19 protein-coding genes are annotated in these 24,782 nt (G+C 59.3%); 8 read left to right on the top strand and 11 right to left on the bottom strand.

Annotated elements, in window-relative coordinates:
• Window position 1: 1 nt before the first annotated feature.
• The 4 genes from moaA to SH410x_RS04250 all read right to left on the bottom strand — a co-directional run bounded on the left by moaA (window position 2) and on the right by SH410x_RS04250 (window position 5,232).
• Complete coding sequence (moaA, locus tag SH410x_RS04265; protein WP_473674931.1) at window positions 2-1,015, bottom strand: GTP 3',8-cyclase MoaA; 1,014 nt, start codon at window positions 1,013-1,015, stop codon at window positions 2-4.
• A complete protein-coding gene (locus SH410x_RS04260) occupies window positions 994-2,031 on the bottom strand; it encodes an SMP-30/gluconolactonase/LRE family protein (RefSeq protein ID WP_473674929.1) in 1,038 nt (345 codons plus the stop codon). Before SH410x_RS04260 ends, moaA begins: the two co-directional genes overlap by 22 nt.
• A gap of 388 nt (window positions 2,032-2,419) precedes the next feature.
• Window positions 2,420-3,331 carry a TIM barrel protein gene (locus tag SH410x_RS04255; protein WP_473674927.1) on the bottom strand — a complete coding sequence of 304 codons (912 nt, stop codon included), beginning with the start codon at window positions 3,329-3,331 and terminating at the stop codon, window positions 2,420-2,422.
• 158 nt (window positions 3,332-3,489) lie between these two features.
• A complete protein-coding gene (locus SH410x_RS04250; protein WP_473674925.1) occupies window positions 3,490-5,232 on the bottom strand; it encodes a hypothetical protein in 1,743 nt (580 codons plus the stop codon).
• A gap of 434 nt (window positions 5,233-5,666) precedes the next feature.
• On the opposite strand from SH410x_RS04250, the gene rpe reads away from it, so the two are divergent.
• The gene (gene rpe, locus SH410x_RS04245; protein WP_473674923.1) at window positions 5,667-6,362 is read left to right on the top strand and encodes a ribulose-phosphate 3-epimerase; all 696 of its coding nucleotides are present in this window, start codon (window positions 5,667-5,669) and stop codon (window positions 6,360-6,362) included.
• 2 nt (window positions 6,363-6,364) lie between these two features.
• The gene (locus tag SH410x_RS04240) at window positions 6,365-6,946 is read left to right on the top strand and encodes a histidine phosphatase family protein (RefSeq protein WP_473674921.1); all 582 of its coding nucleotides are present in this window, start codon (window positions 6,365-6,367) and stop codon (window positions 6,944-6,946) included.
• Here SH410x_RS04240 and SH410x_RS04235 read toward each other — a convergent pair.
• The gene (locus tag SH410x_RS04235) at window positions 6,943-7,773 is read right to left on the bottom strand and encodes a DUF1449 domain-containing protein (protein ID WP_473674919.1); all 831 of its coding nucleotides are present in this window, start codon (window positions 7,771-7,773) and stop codon (window positions 6,943-6,945) included. The two genes, SH410x_RS04240 and SH410x_RS04235, sit on opposite strands and share 4 nt — an antisense overlap.
• A gap of 222 nt (window positions 7,774-7,995) precedes the next feature.
• Here SH410x_RS04235 and SH410x_RS04230 point away from each other — a divergent pair, with 222 nt between their 5' ends.
• Both SH410x_RS04230 and SH410x_RS04225 read left to right on the top strand, forming a co-directional pair.
• Window positions 7,996-8,529, top strand: coding sequence for an ATP-dependent metallopeptidase FtsH/Yme1/Tma family protein (locus tag SH410x_RS04230; RefSeq protein WP_473674917.1), 534 nt, complete (start codon window positions 7,996-7,998; stop codon window positions 8,527-8,529).
• A gap of 17 nt (window positions 8,530-8,546) precedes the next feature.
• Complete coding sequence (locus SH410x_RS04225) at window positions 8,547-10,709, top strand: Tex family protein (protein ID WP_473674915.1); 2,163 nt, start codon at window positions 8,547-8,549, stop codon at window positions 10,707-10,709.
• Window positions 10,710-10,874: 165 nt separating this feature from the next.
• Here the strand turns inward: SH410x_RS04225 and SH410x_RS04220 are convergent, their stop codons facing one another.
• The 5 genes from SH410x_RS04220 to SH410x_RS04200 form a co-directional block, all read right to left on the bottom strand.
• The gene (locus tag SH410x_RS04220; RefSeq protein ID WP_473674913.1) at window positions 10,875-13,118 is read right to left on the bottom strand and encodes a DUF4340 domain-containing protein; all 2,244 of its coding nucleotides are present in this window, start codon (window positions 13,116-13,118) and stop codon (window positions 10,875-10,877) included.
• A gap of 134 nt (window positions 13,119-13,252) precedes the next feature.
• Window positions 13,253-16,138, bottom strand: a complete 2,886-nt coding sequence (locus tag SH410x_RS04215) for a Gldg family protein (protein ID WP_473674911.1) — start codon at window positions 16,136-16,138, stop codon at window positions 13,253-13,255.
• A 91-nt stretch (window positions 16,139-16,229) separates the two neighbouring features.
• Window positions 16,230-16,952, bottom strand: a complete 723-nt coding sequence (locus SH410x_RS04210) for an ABC transporter ATP-binding protein (RefSeq protein WP_473677238.1) — start codon at window positions 16,950-16,952, stop codon at window positions 16,230-16,232.
• 162 nt (window positions 16,953-17,114) lie between these two features.
• Entirely contained in the window at window positions 17,115-17,291 is a 177-nt protein-coding gene (locus SH410x_RS04205) for a DUF6800 family protein (protein ID WP_473674909.1), read from the bottom strand.
• A 311-nt stretch (window positions 17,292-17,602) separates the two neighbouring features.
• Window positions 17,603-18,211 (bottom strand): RNA polymerase sigma factor, encoded by a 609-nt coding sequence (locus SH410x_RS04200; protein WP_473674907.1) that lies wholly within the window; start codon window positions 18,209-18,211, stop codon window positions 17,603-17,605.
• Between the two features lie 114 nt (window positions 18,212-18,325).
• Here SH410x_RS04200 and SH410x_RS04195 point away from each other — a divergent pair, with 114 nt between their 5' ends.
• The 3 genes from SH410x_RS04195 (at window position 18,326) to SH410x_RS04185 (ending at window position 23,277) form a co-directional block, all read left to right on the top strand.
• Window positions 18,326-20,896, top strand: coding sequence for a protein kinase domain-containing protein (locus tag SH410x_RS04195; RefSeq protein WP_473674905.1), 2,571 nt, complete (start codon window positions 18,326-18,328; stop codon window positions 20,894-20,896).
• A gap of 425 nt (window positions 20,897-21,321) precedes the next feature.
• Window positions 21,322-21,789 carry a hypothetical protein gene (locus SH410x_RS04190; RefSeq protein WP_473674904.1) on the top strand — a complete coding sequence of 156 codons (468 nt, stop codon included), beginning with the start codon at window positions 21,322-21,324 and terminating at the stop codon, window positions 21,787-21,789.
• Between the two features lie 240 nt (window positions 21,790-22,029).
• Entirely contained in the window at window positions 22,030-23,277 is a 1,248-nt protein-coding gene (locus SH410x_RS04185; protein ID WP_473674902.1) for a DUF1559 family PulG-like putative transporter, read from the top strand.
• Window positions 23,278-23,284: 7 nt separating this feature from the next.
• On the opposite strand, the gene ruvB is transcribed toward SH410x_RS04185, so the two are convergent.
• Window positions 23,285-24,442, bottom strand: coding sequence for a Holliday junction branch migration DNA helicase RuvB (gene ruvB / locus SH410x_RS04180; RefSeq protein WP_473674900.1), 1,158 nt, complete (start codon window positions 24,440-24,442; stop codon window positions 23,285-23,287).
• Here ruvB and SH410x_RS04175 point away from each other — a divergent pair.
• The gene (locus SH410x_RS04175) at window positions 24,441-24,680 is read left to right on the top strand and encodes a hypothetical protein (RefSeq protein ID WP_473674898.1); all 240 of its coding nucleotides are present in this window, start codon (window positions 24,441-24,443) and stop codon (window positions 24,678-24,680) included. The genes ruvB and SH410x_RS04175 overlap by 2 nt on opposite strands.
• Window positions 24,681-24,782: the final 102 nt, after the last annotated feature.

Genomic DNA, 24,782 nt, shown 5'->3' with positions numbered 1-24,782 from the left:
GCTAACCTCCGATCGCGTGCATGGGGCGTGATGGACGTAGGAAGGAGAGGTCATCGGTACCATGACCACGTTTCTTCGTAGCGACGGCATGCTGAATTGCCACGATGATCCTGTCGTCGGTTGCACCGGTCCGCATCAACTCACGGACGTCGCCGGAGTCTTCGCCGAACAAGCAGTTGCGAAGCTGCCCATCGGCCGTCAGGCGGAATCGGTCACAGGTATCACAGAAGGGCTTGGTCACCGAAGCGATGACGCCCACAGTGCCGAGGCCATCATCAAAATGATAATCTGTCGCCGGCGCCGAGTCGCGACGCTTGATGGCAACGAGTGGCCGCACAAGACTGCTAAACATCTGAATAATCTCGTCACCCGACAACACCGCCGAGGTATCCCAGCTTCCGTCACTGTCGAGCGGCATGAACTCGATAAAACGAACTGGGATGCCCGTTCGTCTGGTGAATTCACCGAACGCAATGATTTGATGCTCGGTCAGCCCGCGCATTGCGATCGAGTTCACCTTCACGTTCATTCCGGCGTCAACCGCCGCGTCGATGCCGCTGAGCACCCGCTGCAATCCACTGCGACGCGTCGCGATATGAAAGGTCTCCTCATCCAAGGCGTCCAAGCTGACATTGACATGGCGGAGCCCTGCAGCAACCAGGTCGGCAAGCTGATCTTCGAGCAAAACGCCGTTGGTGGTCAACGCGACTTTGTCCAAACCCTCGATGCTGCAGAGCGACTCGACAAGGTGATGCAATTGAGCGCGGACAAGCGGTTCTCCGCCTGTTAAACGCACATCACGAACGCCCAGCGAAACGGCAATCTGAGCGAAGCGAACGATCTCTTCGAACGTCAAAATCTCGCTGCGAGGCTGGTACTGGGGCGTGTGCTCGGGCATGCAGTAGGTGCAGCGCAAATTGCAGCGGTCAGTAACACTGATACGCAGACTTCGATGCACACGACCGAAACGATCAACTAACGCCGGTTGGCGAGCTACTGCATTTTGATTCGACATAACTCTTTATCGGCAGTGAGATACAACCATTTTTCGTCCTGATCGAACGCGCAGTTGCTGACTCGTCCACCGGTGACGAGGCGGCCGAGCAATTCTCCGTCGGGAGTGATCACGTAGACGCCACCGGGGCCACTGCAAAACAACGTGCCGCTGGAGTGAACCGCCATGCCGTCGAAGGCACCCGGCAGCTCTTCCTGAAACGGTTTCGCATTGGCGAGCTCCCGCAGCGGGCCGAGCTTCCCGTCCGCTTCGATCGGATACGCGACGACGACCGGGCGTTCGGAATCGCTCTGGGCGACATAAAGCGTTTTCTGATCTGGTGAAAGCCCAATGCCATTGGGACGAACCAACTCCGTGGTCAGCAAAGTGAGCTCACCCGCAGCAGACAAGCGATAAACGCCAAAGTGCTTCAGTTCTCGGCGGGGGTCCTTTTCACCGCCTGGCAAACCGTAGGGCGGATCAGTGAAATACACGTTTCCGTCTCGATCAAAAACCAGATCGTTCGGGCTATTGAGCCGCTTGCCTTCATACCGGTCTACCAATGTCTTCTTAGTACCATCGGGGCCGACAACGGAGAGTCGGCGGTCGCCATGTTCGCACATCGCCAACTCGCCATCCTCAGTGAGAGCGAGTCCGTTGCTCCCCGGTTCGCGACCGTAGTCCGCCTCGCCGCTATACCCGCTCGGCGTGAGGAATGTGTCGACGCCGCGCCCCGGTGTCCAGCGAAAAATCGTGTTGCGAGGAATATCAGAAAACAACAAGCATCCGGACTCGCTATCGCAGCCCTGGACTTTCGTTCCCGGCGGCACCCACAAAGGCCCTTCGACCCAAGTAAAACCTTCGCCAATGACCTCGGCTTTTGCGTCGGACGCGAAGAATTTAGCGAGCCCCGGCTGCATCGTATCGACGTGGCCGATCTCCCGTGGAGACTCGGCCGTTGCAGTCGAGATGCAATGCGTCGGCAGGCTGGCGGCCGCCGCGAAACAGAGGCACATTAACGATGGGATGGTTTTCATGCTGTTGGTCTCAGTGGAATCGATATCGAAGAGCGTGAGCGTCTCACGCCGTAGATCATCCACAAGTTTAACAACATCAAAGCGCCGGTGGATGCCAGCGAGCGTTTTATCGCTGGGATCCCAAGCCAGCGTCCACACAGAGCTTGAGCCCGTTCCCCCGGGCGTACGTTCACATAACGTCTTGAGCCGCACCGTGCCGAACCACAGGACGCAGGATCCGTCTAAGCAGGTTCGGGAATGCCTTTCGGTCTATTGGCCGTTTTGGCGTTAGCAGCCTGTTGATTTCGCCGAAGTTCGACCGGAAATGATGAGCCGAATGCTGTAAGGCATCGGGTAACGCGAGTCACCCGGTCGCTCACGCGACTCGGCTCATGAAATCAACACACGATTAGATCATCGACGTGGGTTCGTAAGGAATGTCTTCGATCAGTTCCATGGGCAATGGTGCCACGGTCAGACCGGCTTCCTTGCAGATGCCATCGATCGCTTCCTGGGCTTTCTGGACCAGGAATTCACGTGTTTGGCCTTTGTACTGCATCGTCGATGCGGTCGGGCTGAGCGGTCCGGCGAACTGACCTTCGTCGAGGTGCTTGACCACCTTCACGTGGTCCAAGGGACCGTTCATTTCAGGCAGAATTCGGTCGTGCGTGGTCGCTTCGCTCGGGTCAACGTCTTCCGGAATGGATCCCAAACGCACCGCGACGATTTTCTCGCCAGGGATCTCGCTGAGCTGATCCATGCCGCCTTCACCAACGACCCAGTCCCAGGTGTCGATGAGGTAGCCAACGTTAGGAATCGCATCGACGAGAGCGCGAAACGTTTCGACCTTGGAAACAAACGGGAACTGTTTCTTTTCGAGATGTTCCTTGCCTGCTCGGAAACCGACACCCAATTTGATGTCACGTGCGCCGAGCACGTCGGCGATCTGGCTGATTCGTTGACGTTGGACGTCAAAGAATTCATTGAAAGGCAGGCGATCGGTCGCCGCCGGAACACGGATCAAGGCGCGATCGACTTCGAGTTGCTGAGCAACTTCGCTGAGCGGATGCAGTGTGGCGACGCCCGCGGTGAAGGCATCGTCGTCGGCATCGAGATCGATTGCAAGCGTGAACGTGCCGATACGAATGTCGGCAGCACGCAGGTATTTCGACGCTTCTTCAAACGACGATCGCTGTGAACGACGCAACATGTCATGCATGTCGATATCCATGCCACGGAAAGCATAGGTCAACGCCAATTCGATCAGTTCGCTCTGGCGTCCATTGATGCCAAGTGCTTGCGGGCAAAAATTCTTAAACACGTCGGTTATTTCCTTGACTGAATGAATATAAGAGTTTGAGTTGTACGGTTTGCGAGCCTATCCGAATACCACCAGGACACCCGATGCGGGTGCCCTTGGCTCAGGATCTTCCAAAAAGGCTATCCATTGACGCTGCGGCGAACCGCAACATCGTGTTCTTAGCGACGGCGTCCTCGCGAGTTACCCGACGAACCGCCGGAGGATCCGCCGCGTCCACCGCCATTGCCGCCACGGGAATTTCCGCCACCTCCACCTCCGCCGCCGCCACGGCGACCGCTGAGGTTTTTGTCGACCATTGAGTTCACGAGAACATCCCAGCTCGGGAAGTCTTGGTTGGGTGCAGGGGCATCGCTTCGCGAATCCCGCTGTCGACCCCGCCCGCGTCCGCCACGAGCCCCGCGTTCAGGCCGGTCATCATCCTCGTCTTTACTGGATCGACGTGAGTCGCCCGATGATCGCGAATCGTCCGAGCGTGGGCGACTGCGAAGGGTTTCGACTTCGTCATCATCTTCGGGGTCATCACCGAAGGCCGAGCGAGGCAAATCGTCGGACTTCGCGGTGTCGCGTGGCGTCGATTCGACATCACTCGTTTCGCCACTCGCTGCGCCGCGACGTCCACGCCGTCGTCCACCGCGTCGAGAACGGCGACCGGCGCGAGGCCCATCGTCATCGTTCTTCTCGTCACGGGCCGACGAGCGAGCCTCGCCGAATTCAGCGTTCGCGTCGTCATCGACATCAACATCGTCCACTTCGTCGAAAAGATCGGCCGCGAAACCGACGTCACCATCATCGTCATCCTCAGCAATGGGCTGGCGAGTCCTCGCAGCTCGCGGCTGCACCGAATCCCGCTCGGCACGTGACGATTCCCCACGACGGGCATCATCGCCACGGCGGGGTTCACTTGCGCGACGGGGCTCATCGCCGCGACGGGCGTCATTACCACGACGGGGTTCGTCGCCACGGCGGGATTCATCGCTGCGAGGCGATTCATCACCACGACGCGATTCGCTACGCTGGCCACCACGTCGACCACGCGATCGTTCCGGCGAGCTATCGCTCTTGGCGACGACTTCTTCATCGCGCGAGCTGGCCTCATCGCGGGAGCTGGAACGACGAGCCGGACGCGGCGAATCATCGGCGACTTTTTCTTCGGTCATTCGTTGACGCTGGCCACGGCGTCCACCGCGGCGTGAACGCGGTGCGTCGTCCTGTGCGGCCTCGCTGCGGGCCGATCGCTCTGACCCGCGGTCATCTGAATCTCGCTTGCCCGATTTCCGAGAAACATCCGCGACGGCCGATGGCCCCTCGTCAACGTCTTCAAGATCGACGTCATCGTCGAGTTCATCGTCCACGAAGCCAACGACTTCTTCTTCGTCTAGATCATCGTCGCTGCCGAACGCATTCCTACCCAGTTCGCCTCCGAATTCGGAGCCACTGCGGGGCCGCTCCGAGCGATCGCCGCGAGCGGGCTTGCCACCGCGGCTTTGCTCGTCGCTTCGTTCTTTCGGGCGTTGGGGCGAGGTTTCTGAGCGTCGCTGAGTCCCTAACTGAGACTCTCGTTGCTGAATTTCTTTTTCAGCCGAGCCAAAACCGCCTCGCGGCGTGTTTGGTTTGGTCTCGGCGACGGGCTCGTCGTCCGGAATACCAAAACCAGGCAGCTTCGGTGGTGGCTGGACCGCCGTCAGGGCATTGATCACGTCAGCATCGCCGTCGTCGTTGGGCTGCTCCGTTTTCGTTGCTGGCGAGGCATGCGAAGACCGCAGGCTCGATCGACTTGAGTCGCTGCGAGCATCGCCGAAACCTGGCGTCTGTGACGCCGTGCCTTCAGAATCCGCTGCTTTGCTATCCGCACCAGGATCCGTCGGCGGAGCCGATGCCGTTTCCGCGGGTACGGGAGCCACAGGGGGCTCTTCTTTTTTTACTTCGACCGGCTCAGGGGGTCGCGGAGTACCCAGGAGGCTGGCGAGAATGTTCCAATTGTCGGGCATGGGGAGTGGAAATCCGATGAGAATCGGGCGGTGGAAAATACACAGCCGATCTGTTGTAGAGGGTTGTTTCCGCGTAGGTATAACCTGTTTGGGCGTATCTCCCAAGGGTGAATGTCTTCACGATCACACGAAGCGTGTTTTTTTAGCGGCGGCATTTTTTACCGAATCGGCATTTCCGATCCTCGGATTGGCCTAAAAAGGCGTTATGGACGGCACAAACGGGCAATTCCACGGGTCGCTCTCGAAAAATCAAGTGATTGACAACGTCGCCCTCACTGTCCAATCTTGATCGCTACACCGGGCGTTCGTGATTCGTGCCGGATTCAATTCTCGTTGGAATGGTCTTTATGAACCGAGCCAAGCTCGATTCGATTCGCGATGCAAAGCCGGCGATCTTGCCGAGTCTGCTGCAATGCGATTTCGGCAATCTCCAGTCCGAGGTCGAGCGGTTGAGCGAAGCCGGCGTTGAGGTGCTGCACCTCGACGTGATGGACGGGCATTTCGTCCCCAACCTGACCTATGGAATGCCGGTGGTTGCCGGACTGCGGCGACACACGGACATGCCGCTCGATATTCACATGATGATCAGCGATCCCCTGGCGTATGCGAAACCGATGGTGGACGCCGGTGCCGATATGCTGACGTTTCACGTCGAAGCGGTCAGCGATGCGGTCGATGTGGCCGGCCAGATCCGAGATCTCGGGGTCGGTGTCGGCATGGCGATCAATCCCGACACGCCCATGAGCCAACTCGAGGCGGCACTCGATTGCGTCGACATGGTGCTGATCATGAGCGTCCAAGCCGGATTCGGTGGCCAATCATTCAATCCCGTCGCACTCGACCGAATCCGCGATCTACGCTCTCGCTTTCCAGATCTGCTGCTGGAAATTGATGGCGGAATCAATGCGTCGACGATTGGTGCAGCACGACAAGCCGGTTGCGATTTATTCGTCGTCGGTTCAGCGATTTTTTCGAGCGACGACTATCGCGTTGCCATCGCTGGACTCAACGAGGCGATGGCGTCCGAGCAAGGAGCCCAATAATGATGTCTTTAAAAGCAGCAGCCCGAACCAAAGTAATCCTCGTCCGCCCCGGCGCAACCACGTTCGATGAACAGGGTCGCATGAAGGGTTCCCTCGACATGCCGATGTGCCCGCGTGGTCGCGAGCAAGCCGAGAATCTGGCCGAAGAACTGGCGGGTATCCGGTTCCATGCCGTCTATCATGCCCCCTGTGAATCGGCAGTTGAGACCGCAGTCCTACTGGTCCAAGGCCGCGAACTGCGGCCCAAATCAATCGATGCACTTCGCAATATTGACCACGGGCTATGGCACGGAAAACTGATCGACGAGATCCGCCGAAATCAACCGCGGCTGTATCGCAGCGGCACGGAAAACCCGGAGACGGTCTGCCCACCCGGCGGCGAGTCGATGCAGGCCGCAGCCGCCCGGGCCATGAAGGCCATCAACCGACTGCTCCGCAAGAGCCGCAACCAAGTCATCGCGTTGGTGATCCCCGATCCACTGGCCAGCCTCGTGGCGGCGCATCTGAACGACGAGGCCATGCCCGATATCTGGAAAGTCGAAACTGACGCCGGAAATTGGCAGCTGATCGAAGCGGAGTGCTAAGACGCCTCCAGCGCTCCCGCTTGCGTCACATCCGCTTCGACGTGATACACATTCTTCGCCGCTTCAAAGCGGACAATACGGACACGGGTGCCCTTTGCGATCGGCGCTCCAGCGGTACGGATATCGATCAATAGCGGCGCGGCATTGGTCGCGTAGCGGGCGCGGCCGAATGTGCCGTCCACCGTGCTGGTTTCAACGACAGCCGTGCCACCGACGAGCGTCACAGGATGATGATGCGTCGGCGGGAGCAGCAGACGATGCAGCGGTGCGGTCGTGAACCGCGTCAGCACCACGGCAATCACTGCGTTGCGGATCGTCAAAAGCGCACAGGTCCAGAGCGTTGGCTGATAGTGGCGTGCATCGAACTCAAACCACAGCACATAACTCAGCACCCAGTCAAACAACGCAAATAGGGTCAGCCACACCATCAACGGCACGCGGTCGAGGTGAACGGCACGCATCGTCGCGGCGGTCAGCCCCCCCAACACATCCCCAGAAACGTGATGCCCGTGCCCATCGACTCCCGTGTCCAAATGAGCCCCCGGATCGACGTCCAGCCCCGGGTCGAGATCCACCCCAGTATCGATGTCGGGACCGCCGAAACCAAAATCCGGCGAGAAGGCCCCCAGCAGCGAGATCAGCACAAGGGCCAGCACAATCGCCGCGAGGATACTGGCCGGTAACATTGGGCCAACGAACAGATGCTCGAGCAGCGAGTGAGACCAAGAGACGCCGTCGGCGAGCAACAACAGTGTCACGGTGCGAACCTCTGGAAAGCGAGAAGGGTTACCGATCGACGCCTCGATTTCTCGGGGATGTCGATTCAAGTCTGAGTCTTGAGTATAAGCTTAGGCGGAATCGAGCGGGAAATCGGGCGCAAAGTGCCCCGATTTCTCTGGCAGAACCAGCCCCGTTGCACCCGTTTTCTAAAAAACCTTCGGTTCGCGGGCGTCGCGGGCAATACGCTTGCCAACGGCGGCTGGCTGAAATCGCTATCGAGAAAATGGTGTCTAACTGACAGACCCTATCGATCAGGTTATACCAACGGCATGAACAGCCCCGAATCTGAAAATTCTTCGCACGAGACCGAATCGCAACCCGACGCGTCACTGATCGCCACAGCCCACCATGAAGCGGGGCATGCGGTGATGGCGGTGTCGCTGGGCCGGCACATCCACAAGGTCACGATCGCCCCGGGAAAAATGGCGTTCGGCGGCACGCGACTCGGGCACTGCGAGATCAAGAAAGGGCGTGCCAAGGGGGTCAACGACCGGCTCGAGGACGATGTCTTGATTCTTTTGGCGGGGATGGTTGCCGAAGCCCGATTCACGGGTCAATACTGCCACCGGGGCGCGGGCCGCGATTTGGATGATGTCGCCAATTTGCTATGTACCCGTGCCGCCTCAACACGGCAACATGAGACGCTGCGGCGACGCATGATCGCCAAGACGGAACACATCCTCAGTGATGACGCCCACATCGCCGCAATCAGCACGATCGCCAGCGAGCTGCTCGAGAAAACAACGATCAGCGGCCGCGCCGTTCGCCATCATTTCCAACAAGCCCAACAACGACACCCCTAACGCCCACGACTCCCCCCATGGCCACGACCTCCGTCACCGATCCGATCATCACCGCATCCATCGCCCGTGAATTGGCCTTACCGCTGGCTCAGGTCACCTCCGTCGTCGAGCTGCTCGCCGCCGGGAACACGATCCCGTTCATCGCCCGCTACCGCAAAGAGGTTACCGGTGGCCTCGACGAGGTCGCGTTGCGGGCGATCGAAGATGCTCTCGAAAAAGCGACCACGCTGGCCGCTCGCAAATTGACGGTTTTAAAAACAATTGACAGCCAGGGGAAACTGACGGATCGACTGCGGGCCGAAATTGAGGCCTGTGGCGACTTGCGGACACTCGAAGCGATCTACCTCCCCTTCAAGCCCAAGCGACGCACACGGGCCACCATCGCTCGCGAGCGAGGATTGCAACCGCTCGCCGACCTGCTGCTCCAGCAATCCAAGCTCGATCGACCCAAGGACGCCGTCCTGGCGTCGTTCGTCAATGCCGAGTCGGACGTGCCAGACACCGACACCGCGATTGCGGGGGCGATTGATATCATCGCCGAGCAGTGGAGCGAGGACGTACCGACGCGCGAGTGGATGCTGGAAAAAGGCATGAAATTTGGCCAGATCACCTCCCACGTCAAACGCGGCAAGAAAGAGGAGGCGGCCAAGTTCGAACAGTATCTCGACCGCCATGAATCCGCGGCCCGGATCCCCGGCCACCGCTTGCTCGCAATGCTCCGTGGCGAAGCCGAAGGCGTCTTGCGCGTGGGGCTGGCGATGGAGGACGATCGGGCGGTCTCGCAACTGAAATCGACGTTTATCAAAAACCCGTCGTCGACGTTTCACCGAGAGCTGGAGACCGCCGCCGAAGAGTGCTTTTCGCGGCACCTCCAACCGGCAACCCAGTCCTCGGTACTGCAGATCCTCAAGGAGCGGGCGGACGAAGACGCGATCCAGGTATTCGGCAAAAACCTACATGAACTGCTGATGGCGGCGCCCGCGGGGCCCCGGGTAACGATCGGCATCGACCCCGGTTTCCGCACCGGTTGCAAGGTCGCGATCGTCGATGGCACCGGCAAATTCCTCGCCAACACAACCATCTATCCCACGCCGCCCAAAAGCGACACGGCCACGGCAGGCAAAACGCTGCTCGCCCTGATCCAAAAACACGGGGTCGAACTCATTGCGATCGGTAACGGCACCGGATCGCGAGAAACCGACGCCTTCGTGGGCGCTTTGATCCGCGAACATCAACTCGATGTGACCAAGGTGATGGTGAGTGAGTCGGGGGCCTCGATCTACTCGGCCAGCGAACTGGCCGGGAAAGAGTTCCCCGACCTCGATATCACCGTGCGGGGTGCGATCAGCATCGCGCGCCGCCTGCAGGACCCGCTCGCCGAACTCGTGAAAACGGACCCGAAATCGATTGGGGTCGGCCAGTACCAGCACGATGTCAATCAAACGCAGTTGCGTAAGTGCCTCGATCGGACGGTCGAAACCTGCGTCAATCGCGTCGGCGTGGATCTCAACATGGCCAGCGTGCCGCTGCTGTCGCATGTTGCGGGCATCGGCCCGAAACTGGCCGAAAACATCGTCGCCTTCCGAGATGCCAACGGCCGTTTTAACAGCCGCCGCCAATTGACCAAGGTACCGAAACTCGGCAAGAAAGCCTTTGAACAGGCCGCTGGTTTTTTACGGATTCGTGGCGGTGACGAGCCGCTCGACAACTCCGCGGTGCACCCCGAAAGCTATCCCATCGTCAGCCGCATGGCCGGTACGCTCGCCGCGGACGTCAAAGCCCTGGTCGGCAATGCGGGCCTGAGCCAAAAACTGCAGGCCGAACAGTTCGTCGATGCCCAGTTTGGATTGCCCACCATCCGCGACATTATCGCCGAACTCGGGAAACCGGGACGCGATCCGCGCAGCGAGTTCAAAGTCGCTCACTTCGATGAGTCGGTCAACTCGATGGAGGACCTCACCGTCGGCAAGGTACTCGAAGGCGTGATCACCAATGTCACGCACTTCGGCGCTTTCATTGATCTTGGCGTGCATCAAGATGGATTGATTCACGTCTCTCAGCTAGCCGATACATTCGTCAAAGACCCCAACGACATCGTCTCGGTCGGCGATGTCGTCAAGGTGAAGGTGCTCGAGGTCGACATGGACCGCAAACGGATCGCGGTCACACGCAAGTTCTGATCTCGATCGGCGATTGGGAGTCTCGATCGAGACCCCCAGTCCACCGGGCTCACCGCCCGGTAGAAATCAGCCAGCGTCTATCGCGGCAGCAACCTCCTACGCAACTTTCGCGGAGCGGAAGGCGACGACCACCCTCGGGCGAGGGTGGCGAAATCACTCACCCGCTCAGCGGGGTGCGTTGAGGCCGGGGATTTGAAACGGCATGCTCGGGCCACCCTGACCGGGGGCTGGGGCCGCTGCTGCAGCGGCTCCTGGCGTGGTCAACAACTCATCGCGATTGATCCGCAGTTCCCGATAGGTGGCTTCGGGGATGACATAGTACCAATCGGCGAATCTCGCGTTGAGATCGCTGACCCGGCGCTTGGCGGCGTTGAGCCGATCCTTGCGGGCGTCGAGCAGACGCGTGTTCGCTTTGAGGATTTTTTCTTGCTCGGCCTCGAGCCGCTCGAGTTTCTCTTCCTGGGTCAGATCTGCGAAAGCCAGCACACCCGACTCCGACTCCTCCTTGGCAGCAGCCTCTGGGGCAGCAGGGACGTCCTCAGTCGCTGCGGGTGCCTCGGCAGGCTCCGCTGCGGTGTCGTCATCGTCGGCAGCTTGCCCCTGGCCTTCACCGGTCGCCTCACCACTGCCCTCGACTTCGACTTCTTCGGTCGCGGGTGCTTCGCTATCGGCAGGCTTGTCCTCCGGTGCAGACTCTTCACTAGCAGCGGGTTCTTCTTCGCTGGCAGCATCCGCAGCAGGCTTGCTGTCATCGGCAGGCTTGGCATCCCCAGCAGGCTTGGCATCCCCAGCAGGCTTGGCCTCGTCGGCAGGCTTGGCAGCCTCGGTTTCGGCAGGCTTCTCGCCCTCGCCGCCGTCTTTCATTTCAGCGGGAGCGGCTTCCTCCGTCGCAGTGGGCTCCTCAGCGGCCGGTTCCTTGGCAGCGGGTTCCTCAGCAGCAGGTTGTTCTTCGGTGGGTTTCATCTCCTCAGCAGGTGCCTCTTCGCCAGCGGGCGTTTCTTCGCCAGCGGGTTTCGCGGTTTCCGCGGGGGCCTCGACCGGTTCGGTTGCTTCACCGGATGGACTCTCCTTCATTTCGGTCTTGCCAGCAGCCGGTTCCTCCGTCGCTGCTGACTCACCCTTTTCCGACTCCTTGCCTTGTTCATCCCTGGTCGCCGGTTCGCCGAGCATGGCGGCGAGCTCCTCGATCGTCTGCGGGACGGAATTCAGCTCAGGCGCGGGGAACTGACTTTCGTCGACCCGGGCGGTGACGAGCAGGTAGCGATTGACGGCGGTGTCCGAAGATTCCTCTTCGACGTCGCCAGAGTTCTCATCTGCGATACCGAAAACATTGCCGAACCGCAGTACATACTGCACTCCGTCGGTAAGCGTGACGTCGAGTTCCCCGTTGGCCGAGAGAACTTCCACGTCCGAACCGTTCCCACGCTGCACGGGAAAGAAGCCCCGCGTGGCGAGGGAATTGACCGCTTCGTTGTCAGAAACCAGATCTTTATCCGCGCGAAGGTTGGCGCTCATGCCTTCCGGCTTGCGAGCGACATCGACAATTTTCAGGTCATCGAGTGCGTTTTTGAGGTCGTCGAGTTTTTCTTTATTAACGATTTGGTCGGCACCCACCTTCACCTCCACGGGATCGGCCAATGGATCGTCGGCCGGATATTCCAGCAATTGCTCCAGTTTCCAATCACTCCCATCGGCGGCGACTTCAGCCGTGTAGCTACGGTCGAGGGAAAACCCTCGCGAGGTCATCGAGGCGGCGTAGTCTTCCATGCGGATTGATTTAATGTCGATGCTGCTCAGCTGCAACAAATCATTCTCGATCCAGACCTGGAATTTGGTCGACAATGCAGCTTCTTCCAGTTCGACGACGTACACCGGATCTTGGCCGGGTTTGCGCACGTATCGCCGGCCTTCTTCGTCCTTGACCGGTTCGCCGATGATCAGCGACGCCAGATCCTTTTGCGACTCATCGCGGAACGTCACCAATCGGCCGACACCGATATCGCCAGCCTCGAGAGTTTCGAGCTTGGGCTCAACGACCCCGAGTGCCACATGATCTTCGGGGTTGCGAGTTTGGACGTCGAGGATCTCCAGTCCGACCAAGGCATTGGCGGCATCCTTCATCTGCTCGACGGCGTCCGCGGGATACCCCTTGCGGGACGGGATCGTCCACTGGCCTGACTCGCGGTCTTTCCGCACTTCGAACGTATCGACTTGGCCCTGCGCCTCGTCGAACGAAACGATTTTCACGCTAGCGGCCGCCAACGGATCTTTAAAACTAGGAAACAGCGGCTTGCCAGCGGCAATGGAGGTCTCGTCAACCGGCGAATCAGGCCAGGAAACGAACAGACCGATGCCCAGCATGACGGCGCCGATCACACAGAACAGTCCGGTTTTTTGTCCTTCGTTCACTTTGAAATCGTTTTTATGAGGGAAGTTTTTGGGAGAGTGAGCCGAGACGCAAAAGCGATCGGACTGGCGACGCTGCCCGGTGCCTTACGGCCTTCGGCTCACGACAGCGTCACCAAAATCAATTCTATCAACGGTTACTTGAGCCGGCTCTTGCTGATGTGCTCGCGTTCACGCAGTCGACGTGAGGCAAACACCATGATCCCGACAATCAAGGGCGGAATACAGGGAAGCGCGACAGCCAACGTCTTGACTTGGTTCTGGATCGCCGTCACGTCTCGGTCGGCTTCCCGGCGAACGGTGGCGATCTTTTGATCACGTTGATTCTCCATGCTCTTGCGACGCACGCTGAGAATCCGTTGCTGGTTGTCCTGCTTAATTTGGAACGCGATCAATTTTTCCTGCAGCACGCTTTGCGGTACCGTGCCATCTTCACGCTCTTCCTGCAGCTTTTCGACGTCCTCGCGTAGCGACTGCAGTTCTTGATCGATCTCTTCTTGAGCGGTGCGGATGGTTTCGTCGAATTCCTTTTGGAACTCGCGGCTGCGTTTGCGAACCTGTTGGTTTGCCTGCTCTTGCCGAGCGTCGATCATCTTCAAACTCGCAAAGTTCATTTGGTGACTTCGCACGTCGATGAAATCGGTTTGACCGGTCAACCAATCGACCGCGTTGAGTGCGAAGGTCACGTTCTGCAGTTGCAGTCGCAGTTCCATTTGTTTGGGGTCGGCGCGAATGACCAAGAATTCAGGCAGGATGATGTCGGAGTCGGCGACGTAGACGACCTTGATGCCCGTGTTCGCTTGCTCGGCGGTTTCATCGGCAGCAGCATCACCTTCTGACTCCGTTGCCGCAGCCGCCTCGATCGACATTGCGATCGGCATGTTCGGTTGGAGCCCCTGAATCTCTTGAGCGAGCGTGGCACCACCGGAGAGGATCTTGCGGATGGCGTTGGCATCCAGCGTGCCCGAAATCGGGCCGGTGCTCAACAGGGGAGTGTGCTTGAGCGTGCTATCAGGCTTGGCTTGGACGCCGCCCGACAAGATCGCCAAGACTTGCTGGAGTCCCGCCGTAATCGGGCTCTCGTCACTCAGGCCTTCACCCGGTTTCTGGGCGATGGCCTCGTCGATGAACAGCCACAGTTCGTTGGCGGCTTCGAGTGCGGGGTACGGGTTATGCTGTTGCCAAACGACGTCAGGGTCGTAGAGTCCCTGTGCCGCTGGCGTTCCGGGCACGTTCAGCTCGAGCACATCCCACAGACGGCGAATGTCGCCCTTGGGCTGCGGACCGCCGCCCCCCATGCCCATGAAACCACCTCCGGCTTGCTTGGGATCACCGGTCGCGGTGATGTACGCGGCGCCCACTGGACGCGGGTCTTCAAAAATCGCTGTCGGCACGCCCGCCTGAATTGCGGTCACGAGCCGATCAAATTCAGGTGGCGCCAACGAGGATGGCTGGACAACGAACAATGCGTCGTACATGTCGGGCGACACAGGCCCGCTCAAATCGACTTCCTCAACTTCGTACTGTTTGGCCAGTTCGTCGATCAACCGGTGCTTGTCGATGCGCTGCATCTGCATCCCAGCCATCGACACGCCCCCCATCAAATTGGCGTCGGATTTCACGATCCCCAGTCGTTTCCGGGTGCCGCTGGCGACGGTATTGATCGAACGGACGAGTTCATATTCGACGGGGATGCCGTACTCAAAAATCGGCACGGTGACCTTCTCAAGACCCGAGCGGAACGCGGCCCCGAGAATCAATTGTTTTTGCGTGTAGGCACCTTTTTCGCGGAACGTACGCGTGACCGGCTCGATACCAAATCGTTTCGCTGCGAGTGCCGCTTCGTCGCTCGACAAATCAATGCCGTCGTACAGGTTGACCTCGATCGTCCGCCCCTTCTTGGCCGCTTCGGCGCGGAACTCCTTGAGCAGGTTGATCAGCTCATAGCGGGTCTGGGCATATAGCTCGGGAACCTCATCGCTGATGAACGCGTCGATCACGATTGGGCGATCATCACTGAGATTTTGGATCAAATCCTTCGTCGCACTGGCCAGCGAACTGACGTGCCCCTCGGTCATGTCCGTGCGGCCGACCTCGTGGGCGCGAAAGAACATTACCGCACCGACCGTGAAGACGACCATTGCGACGACGCGGACGACGTATTGCCACGCCATTTGGTTTCCGTCTTTTCCGCCTGTCCAATGCCGGCGTCCGATCAGGATCATGCAGACGTACAGTGCCACCGCGGCAACCAGCAAAAAGTAGATAATCGAGGAGGAACTGATCACGCCGCGTCCGAAATCGTCAAACGGCCGGGCGATACCACTGTTCTTGACCCACTCGGCAAACCGCTGGCTCGGGCTGACCGAATCGGCCAGCGAGGCAAACGCCAACGGAGCGTTGAACAACGCTCCCAAGATGAAACCAACGGTGAGGTTGCCAGTCAAAAACGATGCGATCATGCCGATCGCGATCATCGTCAGGCCCACGAACCAATAGCCGAGGTACGTTGTGAAAATCAATCCAATGTCGAGCGACCCTTCAGTCAGAATCGCCAGCGTCGTGAAGGTACTGAACTGGCTGAAGAGCAGCGAACAGGTAAAAATCGCGGCCGCCGCCATGTACTTGCCGATCACGATGTCAAAGTCGCTCGCCGGCAGCGTGAGCAACAACTCGTCAGTCCCCTGACGCTTTTCCTCTGCCCAAATGCTCATCGTGATCGCGGGGATGAACACCAGCATGATCATCGGGAACCAGTAGTTGAGCTGGTCGAGCGTGGCGAGGTTCGAATTGAAGAACTCATACGGCCAGAACGCGGCCACCGAGGTCAAAAAGACGAAGATACACAGAAACACATAGCCTGTCGGGTTGCTGAAATAGCCGACAAAGTTGCGTTTCATGACCGCAAAGGCGGCCCGATTGGTGTACGACAGCAGCAGGACGATCGCGAGCAACAACAACAGAAATACTGCATCGTAGAGCAGTACGCTGAGCAGGGACATCGAAACGTAATTGAGCGCCATGGGGACGATTGAAAATTGGAGAGGTGGGATCGAATGAGAAGCAACGACGCGCTGCGAACGAGGGAGGACTCGCCGTGGGGGACTGGTAGGGTCAGTTCTCGCTGTGGCCGGTCAATTCATGGAAGGCTTCGTTGACGTCGCCGTGCCCCGCGGCGCGAAGGCCTTCGACGTCGCCGTCATATACCTTGCGGCCCTCGTTGATCAGGATGACACGGTCAGCCATCGCTTCGACTTCCTGGAGGATGTGCGTCGAAAGCAGAATGGTTTTCGTCTCACTGAGCTTCCGCATCGTCCGGCGAACGCCACGAATCTGGTTCGGGTCCAGCCCGGCGGTCGGCTCGTCGAGAATCAAAACATCAGGCTCGTGCAACAGTGCTTGGCTCATCCCCACGCGTTGCTTGAACCCCTTGGACAGTTTACTGATCGGTTTGTAGATCACCGAACTGAGGTCGCAGATATCGATGACCTTGTCGATCTGATCTTTTTTCCGCGAATTAGGTAGCCCGCGTGCATCGGCAAAGAACTCCAGCATGCCCATCGGCGTCATCTCAGGATACAGCGGCCCGTTTTCAGGCAGGTACCCCAGCCGATGGCTGCCGGCGATACGGTCATCCATCATGTTGTGACCGGCGATCTTGGCATAACCTTCGCTCGGTGCGATGTAGCCGGTCAACATTTTCATCGTGGTGCTCTTACCCGCACCGTTGGGACCGAGAAAAGCAACGAGCTCACCCTGTTTAACGCTAAAAGAAACGTCACGGGCGGCAGCAAACGGGCCGTAGAATTTACTCAGCCCCACCGCCTCGATCATCATCGTCGGCGACGATGCCGTCTGCGCTGACGAGGATGCTGTGGCGGGAGACGATTGTTTGGAAAGCTCGATTGCGGCCGAATCGGGTTGGCGTGCAGGTTCTGCCATCGAGTCGATGTCCGAATGGGGAAAGAGTTCAGATGAAAAAGAAGTCAGCCAGCGTCGTTACGCCAGACCTTCACGCTTGATGATCGCGTCGGCACCCGGCGTCATGCGACGCAGTTTGCGAGCCGCTTCAGCCTTTTCCATCGTGCCTGCCTTGACGCGGCTGAGCAGTTGAATGGTTTTCTTGCGACGGGCCCGCAGGCGGCAGATTTCACGACGACGTTCGGTTCCAGCCATGGTCTTTATCGATCAGCAGTGGAGGTAAAAATGGACATGGACGCATTTAAATTGCGCCTTCGGTGCAGGATTATCATGCGATTGGGCAATTGGGGAAGGGGGGAGGCAGGCAACCGCGGCTTCCCATTGGGCAATTTGTGCCCAAGTGTCAAATTCCATGCAAACGAATCCGATTTCCCAGTGGACGCATGCGGCCATCGATTTGTTCGCCGACAGACCCCGGTGCTAGCGATTTTTCAGCTGAGCCGGGGCGCACCGGCCGCGGGGCTCGCGCGGCCGGTGTCCCGCTGAGGACAGCAGCGTCCTCTGATTCATTCCGGCCATTGGCGGGCCGCCTGCCGCAAACGCTTCAGCACGCGGGATTTCGCCTGGTAAACGCTCACTAAAGAAAGACCAGTGCGTTCGGCCACCCATGATGGCTGTTGGTTCTCGATCGCCGTCAGCCAAAACGCCTGCCACGTGACGTCCTCAAACTCCGCTTTCACACTCTCTAACATCGATTTCAACAGCGGTGTGCTGATGGAATCCCCGTTGATCGAGTCATCCAGGTCATCGACCTGATCGAGCATCCACCGCTGCGCCGCGGTGCCGCCCTGAGCCTCCGCCCGCCGCGATGCTTGGCGAAAGAAATCCCTGACTTGGTTGCGTGTGATCGTGGCCAGCCAACATCGAAAGCTCCCTGATTCCTTTTGCCGCTCGAACACTGCGATCTTACGGGCGACCGATGTGAAGACGTCCTGGACCAAGTCAGCGGCCTCTGATTCCGGGACACCGGCGGCGCGACACCAACGATAGACAATCGGCCCAAACACCTCGACCAGACGGCTCCATTGCCGAGGGTCCAGTTGCTGAACCCCCTCCAGGAAGAACGTGGACAGCGTCGGATGCTCCGGCGGCGTTGGGATTGGGGGGTCACTCATACCGAAAACCTACCAGGAAATTCTCTTCAAAATGGTGTCAGCGCCCGTCGTTCATCAACCAGACGATTTTCCCCGTCACTTGAGTTTGACGCCCATTCTTTGGAGAATACCATGATGACCGCCACCCAATGCCCCTCCCACCGCCTCCTCCATGCCTATGCCTGTGGGCGTCTGCCGGATGACGATTCGCAGGCGATCTACGAGCACCTGCAGGACTGTTCGGAGTGCCAGTCGGAACTGAACTCCGTCGACGACGGCGAGGATTCGCTGATCGTGAATCTCCGCGCCGAGGACCAGCACGCAGGGTTCAGTCGCGAACCGGAATGCCGAATGGCCTTGGCCAAGGCGCTCGGCGCCCTCGCACGAGCCGGCGAAACCGACGACCGCTCGCTGATGAGTGACCTGCCCAAGCAACTCGGCGAGTATGAAATCATTCGGCAGATCGGGCACGGCGGCATGGGCCGAGTCTTCTTGGCTCGCCATACCAAGCTGGGCCGCCAAGTCGCCCTCAAAGTCATTGCCGATCATCGCCTGACCGACCCCAAGACCCGCGTTCGGTTCGACGCGGAAATGCGAGCGGTCGGACGACTCAGCCACCCCAACATCGTCACGGCCCACGACGCGCGGGAAGTCGATGGGCTGGCCGTGTTGGTGACCGAATTCATTGACGGCAGAAACCTGCATCAAATCGTCGAGAGAACCGGACCGCTGTCACTTGCCGACGCAGCCGACGTGATTACGAAAATTGCGGCTGCTCTGGAGTACACCAGCGACCAAGGCTTCGTGCATCGTGATGTCAAACCGTCCAACATCATGATCAGCCACAGCGGCGAAGTGAAACTTCTCGACCTGGGTTTGGCACGGCTCCACACCAACCCTGGAGTCGAATTGACCGCCAGCGGCCAGACCATGGGAACCGCGGACTACGTTGCCCCTGAACAGGTTGCCAATGCCCACGATGTCGACAGTCGCAGTGATGTCTATTCTCTCGGCTGCACCTTCTTCAAGCTCCTGACCGGGCACGCCCCGTTTGAGTCTGAACAATATCCGACCTCGTTCGCCAAGCTGACCGCACACGTCTCGGCACGACCGCCGAGTATCCAATCGCGATTGCCCGAGTGCCCGAACGAAGTCGTCAAACTGGTCGACGCGATGCTGGAAAAATCACCGGACCGACGGCCGAACACACCCAGCGAAGTGGCCAAGACCCTGTCTCGTTTCGCCCGCGGCAGCGATCTCCAGAAACTGGTTAGGCAAGCGGACGAGTCGCTGCCGAGCCCTTGTCCGCTACCCATGTCAACCGTGGCCGCCTCGCAACCCTGGCTGCGCCGTCCTGTTCCGCGAGCGATGGCGATCGCCTGCGGATTCTTCGGGGTTTGGGCGGGGCTGATGCTGGGCATGTTCATCAAAATCAAGTATCCCGACGGACGCGAAGTCACGCTGCCGATAGGCCCGGGCACGCACATTGAGGTTGTGGCGGATGACGGGAATAACACGACCGTCACACCCGATTCACCAGCAGCGTCCTCAAAAACCAACACGCAATCGACGGGCGACGCATCGCACCGGGGAATGAACGCCGCCGAACTGCTTACCGACCAACTGCAGGGTATCTGGCGAATCACCTCCCCGAGCGACAGTACACCAGAAACGAAAAAAGCAGTACTTGCCTACTTTGTTGGTTTCCAGTTCTACATCGCGACAGTCAGCACGGAACTTCAAGATTTTTCGTACGGTGACTTCGGTACCCAACACGATAGTCGCGACACGTCGATTCAACTCAACTTTGAGCCCCAGGACATGACCCTTGTACTGAGCCAACCGACCCCGCAGGAGATCGAGCAGTCCTTCTCGGTCATCACGCAGGCCGTCAAAACCGATGGCGATGTGATGGGTCTGACCCCAGAGCAGACGGTTCGATCCAACACGCTGAACTTCGAACGCGTCGGCCATTTCCCCGTCACCCAAGCCGATAATCGCGCAGTACTCGGGGACCACCGCCTCAACTACAACGATCCTTACGTCAAAGCACTGATGTTCATCATCCAGTCACAATCCATGGGGCCGAATCAGATGCGCGACGTTGTGAGCAAGTCGCACGCTAGGACCAAAGCTACGCAAACGAAAAACGACATGAAACAACTGGCGATCGCGTTCCATAACTTCAACGCCAGATATGATCAATTTCCTGGATCGAAGAATGTGCTCGGAGCCGGTCCTGTGGAGGAAGGGAAAGAAATCCAGCCGTTCAGTTGGCGCGTGGCGATCCTACCCTTAATGGATCAAGTGGAGCTATTTGAGTCCTATCGATTCACCGAACCCTGGGACAGCGAGCACAACCTCACACTGCTGGATAGAATGCCGGAGATCTACCGCAGCCCCCGGGCCCCCCATGACCAACCAAAAGGGCACACGAACTACCTTGGCCTTACCTCCAAGAACGCGTTGATGGAAAAAGAAGATGGCCGAAAACTCAAGGACATCGCTGACGGCAGCGCGAATACGATTCTGATCGTGGAATCGAAAAAGACGGTTCCCTGGACCGCCCCCGAGGACCTCAGTGAATCCCCCGACTTCTTTTCGCCCGCCATTTACGCCATGGTCGACGGCAGTGTGAAGTCAGAGGAGAAACCTGACCCGGAGCAGATCCAGAAAATGATCACCATCGATGGAGGCGAGCGCTAACTCGCAGCGTCGCAGGAAACGTCTTCAGTCGCGACGGGGCGGCGGCGTGTCGCCTGGGGCGTCTCAGTCCAGCGTGTGGTACGCATCTGGGGAGACTGCTTTTCGGGCCAAAGGCCCATTCGTCTGGCTAGCCCAGCCCAACGGGCTGGGTTCATGATCGCCGCAGGTTTCCCTGAAGGGCCAACGGCCCGGCAGATTTACCCAGCCCTGCGGGACTGGGCTAGGCAAATTGCCGGGCCTTTGGCGCGAAGACTTGCTGAGCATTGTTCATCATCGACGCCGACTGGAGGCCCCACTGTTTCGTGATATTCTCATGAATCCTCACGATTTAGAACGATTTTGGACTTCTCTCCGTAGTGGGAGCGTGACATATTAGTGGGGTCGTGCAGGTTGCACCTGCGCGCTTCAACAACAATTTCTCTCTCTTGAGTTTTGACAGGCCACCCTTCGTGCAGCGGTTTCTCATCCACCTGACGCTCATCGCCTACTTGGTCGGGGGCTGGCTGCTGCCTGCTGCCCACCATCATGCGAGTCAGGTTGAGACGCATATTCACGCCGCCGGTGGCTCCTGCTGTGATTCGCTCGCAAATCAACATCCGCGACCGACGGCCAGCGATTGCGAATCGGCTCACGCCTGCGGTTGCGAGCATGAAGCGACGGAGCAGCATCCGGATTCCGATGTCTTCATCGTGCCATCCCAAACGCACGCACATCATTGTGTTGCGCTGTGTGCCGGCTGTGTCGCCCAGAGTTTGGTGGCGTCTCAGGTCACAGACCACGCTGCCTGGAGTTGGGATTTCGACGCCAAGCTGTTCGTCTTGGCTGAGTCGTGCTGGATGCCTGCGGAGCGATACGGCTTCGCACTCTCACGCGGGCCCCCCACAGCGGTTTGAGCCACTGCTGCCCTGAGTAATGTCTCGTTCTTCGTGCGCTACGTGCGAACGAAATCCGTGACTGCTGAACTCGCTCAGCCCATTCTTTTGCCCGTGGCTCGCCGCTAATCCGCCGTCGACATCTCGTTGGACATGAGTGTGCCTGTGCGCAATCTGTCGAACCAATCGATGCCCGGACCGCTGTGTCGCCCTCGATTCGCTTGCCCCACCTATTATTCGCCCTTCCCAAAGACTCACTTCATGTTTATTTCACTTCAACGCGTGCAGGTGCCTGCGCAGCCTGTTCGCCACGCACACACCGGCTCCCACAGAGCCTTCACGCTCGTTGAGCTACTGGTCGTGATCGCGATCATTGGCGTCCTCGTCGGCCTCCTGTTGCCCGCCGTTCAAGCTGCCCGTGAGGCGGCCCGGCGGATGAGCTGCAGCAATAACCTGAAACAGCTCGGGCTCAGCATCCACAACTATCACTCCGCCTTCCAACAACTGCCGATCCACGGTGGTGGAACATGGCAGGACGGTGCCGCACTGGACGTCAACACGACCAATCGTATGGACCTTTCGATCTGGGTCGGCTTAACGCCGTTCATGGAGCAGCAAGCGTTGTGGCAACAAATCAACAGTCCGCTGGCACATAACGGGGGAACCCCGAATCCATGGCCAGCGATGGGCCCGGAAACAACCGCTGCCGACTACGCACCCTGGACGACCGAGATCGCGACACTGCGCTGCCCGAGCGATCCGGGCATCGGCCTGCCCAGTTTCGGACGCACCAACTATGCCGCGTGTCTGGGCGATTCGCTGCACTACATGGACCAAGGTCCGCTCGGAATCGTCAATCGCACCGTCTATTCGATGAGCAATTTGAGCACCCACGCTCAACAGGCCGGCGCGGCCTGTCGCGGTGCGTTTGTTTCGCACCAATCGACTCGATTTCGCGATGTGCTCGACGGGCTCTCCAATACCATCTTCGTGGGTGAAATCGCCACGGACCTCGGTGATAATGACATTCGCACGCGTCCGGGGATCGGTTTTGATTCCCCACCGGGCGAAATGCTCCGCGATGATCCTGATGCATGCCTGGACGAAGGTTTTAACGATGCGACACGCCCCCAATTCTGGCTCCCTGGTGCGATCACGCTGGCCCCAAGTGAGGAGGGACGCGGATTTCGCTGGGCAGCGAGCGGCGCGGCCTTCAGCGGATTCAATACGATCCGGCCGCCGAATCAAGAAATCTGTTTCGGCGGAAACTCGGCCAGTTCGCACGGCGTTGCCTCAGCGAGCAGCCGTCACCAAGGCGGCGTCAACATCATGATGGGCGACGGTGCGATCAAATTCGTTACCGAGTCGATTGTCGGCGGGGTCCATCACCACAGCAACGTCTGGCTCGGTGGCACCGGGGAAAACGCCCCCGGTTCACGCAGTCCCTATGATCTGTGGGGTGCGTTGGGGACCCGCGCGTCGCACGAGATCGTCACCGACGATTTCTAATCGTTGCTCAGTTCTCCGGCATCGGACGGCGCATGTGCTCATAGGCGTTGGGCGTCGCCAGACGCCCGCGGCGGGTGCGAACGAGCAACTCGCTGCGGAGTAGAAACGGCTCGACTTCGTCTTCGAGCGTATCACTACTGACGTTCATGGTATGGGCGATCGCGTCGAGCCCGGCGGGGCCGCCCAAGAACACTCGCATCAGCGTGTCGAGATAGTTGCGATCCTGTTTGTCGAGGCCGAGACCATCGATCCCGATCATGTCCAGGGCCGCGCAGGTGATCTCGCGGTCGACCTTCCCGCCCGCTTTGCTCTGGGCGTAATCACGCACCCAGAGCAGACGATTATTGGCCAGCCGGGGTGTGCTGCGGGAGCGATCGGCGATCACATTGGCCGAAGGATCATCGACCTTGATCGCTAGCTTTTTCGCGTTGCGATGGACAATCTCGGCGAGCTCGCCCGGGGTGTACCAGCCGAGATGCTCACGAATCTGAAAGCGATCACGCAGCGGAGCGCTGAGCATGCCCGCCCGCGTGGTCGCGCCGATCAGTGTGAACGGTTTGAGTTCGAGGTTGAGCGTGCGGGCATTGACGCCGTCACCCAACACCACGTCGATCCGAAAATCCTCCATCGCTGTGTACAGGTATTCCTCCACCGCCTTGGGAACCCGGTGAATCTCGTCGATGAACAGCACCGAACCTTCGGACACGTTGGTGAGATAGGGCAGCAGATCCTTGGGCGCGCGAATTCCGGCGCCGTTTGCCATTTGGACGGTGGTGTTCATTTCCGCCGGGATCACCGTCGCGAACGTGGTCTTACCGAGTCCCGGCGGACCATCAAACAAAATGTGCCCGAGTGGCTCACCACGGGACTGGGCCGCGTCGATAGCGATCTTCAGCCGCTCGATCACGTCCTGCTGACCGACCATTTCCTCCATCCGCCGCGGTCGTAGCTTCCCATCGGCTTCGGCGCGTCCGGAAGTCGCGTCCCCCGGATCACCTGGGGCTGGCGGCTCTCCACCCGGCGGCGTTCCCGCTGCCGAGGTGGCAGGCGGTTTCTGGCCGGTGGGTTGCGAGGGCGCTGGACTTCGCCCTCCTGACACGCGATCCCCCAGTGCGTCACCGCGTCGCTCGGGGTCGGATTGTTGATAGATTGCTTCGCGTGCCATGCTGAATTCCGTAGAAACGTTCTCGCTGAGCGGCTGCCTCGGCGCCATGAGGAGTGCCGCTCAAACTTCTCTGCTCGACTTTGTTTACTGTAGCGGGCGAGACGTTTACTGTAGCGGGCGAGACCCGATTGGCGGTAGTTCAGTTCGCGAGCATCGGCGGTATCGGTCGGCGGCCGCCCCCCAGGCAAAGTGCAAGGGCGTCGCGATAGCGTCATTTCCGCATCCACCCGAAGCGTAAGGAACGAGCGAAAAAAATTACTGTCTGATATTGTGGCCGAACGCTCCGCGGTCGACCATTCCGACCGCGGAGCGTTCGGCCACTTGTTTTCCGCTCGTTCCT

The sequence above is a fragment of the Rhodopirellula sp. SH410 genome (assembly GCF_055811895.1).
Note: the sequence above shows the minus strand (reverse complement) of the source record. Positions and strands in the feature narration are given on the sequence as shown.